Consider the following 778-nt stretch of genomic DNA (forward strand, 5'->3'; position numbering starts at 1 on the left):
AATGACAAATGCATAGTCATGAAGGCGTGTGTTGATGCGCTGGCTGTGTGCTACTTCAGGTGATATCGCGACCAAATAAGCGTGGTTGCCATAGTGATAAGCCAGCACTGCAACGATGCTACAAATAATCACCAACATCACTAAATCATTCACCGTAGTGACGAGAATGGAGCCAAACATCACTTGTTCTATCAAGTGAGCGTTGACGTGTTTTGCAACATACAAAAGCAGAGCTGCCCCTAAGGCGAGAGCAAAGGATAAGAACACGCCAATTAAAGCGTCATAAGGAATGCTTGATCGTCCTTTGATCCACTGCAGTAACAGCGCGAAAAGAATAGAGAAACTAAATAAACTGATCAGTGGTGACTCTACTGGTTCACCCAGTAATATGCCGATGCTAACGCCGGTTAGTACGCTATGACCTACAGCCTCAGATAAAAACGCAAGTCGTTTTACGACAACAAGTGTTCCAAGTAAGCCTAGAAGTGGGCCTATCATCATGCTGGCAAGCAGGGCGTTTATAAGGAATTCATAGCCGAACATATCTGGCAATAAGCCCGCGTTCACCCAATCATTAAATTGGCCATAAATGATATTCAAGAAACTGCCCCTTCTTGATCAAAAGGAGTTTGCTGAACTTGAATGGTTCTAGGATCGATTTCTCGAATTGTTTTATCAACCCAGAAGCAATGATCACAATGCTCACGAATAAGTGTCCAGTCGTGCTCGATCATTAGTATCGTGCCGCCAGCCGCTCTAAACTTTTTTAGAATATTTA

2 protein-coding genes are annotated in these 778 nt (G+C 43.4%); both read right to left on the minus strand.

Annotated elements, in window-relative coordinates:
- A partial coding sequence (locus A3738_RS11925; RefSeq protein WP_068763606.1) for a metal ABC transporter permease occupies window positions 1-600 on the minus strand: 600 nt, incomplete at its 3' end.
- Window positions 597-778, minus strand: a 182-nt coding sequence (locus A3738_RS29925) for a hypothetical protein (protein ID WP_197473823.1), incomplete at its 5' end; no start/stop codon positions are given. The genes A3738_RS11925 and A3738_RS29925, both read right to left, overlap by 4 nt.

The organism is Oleiphilus sp. HI0066, assembly GCF_001635725.1.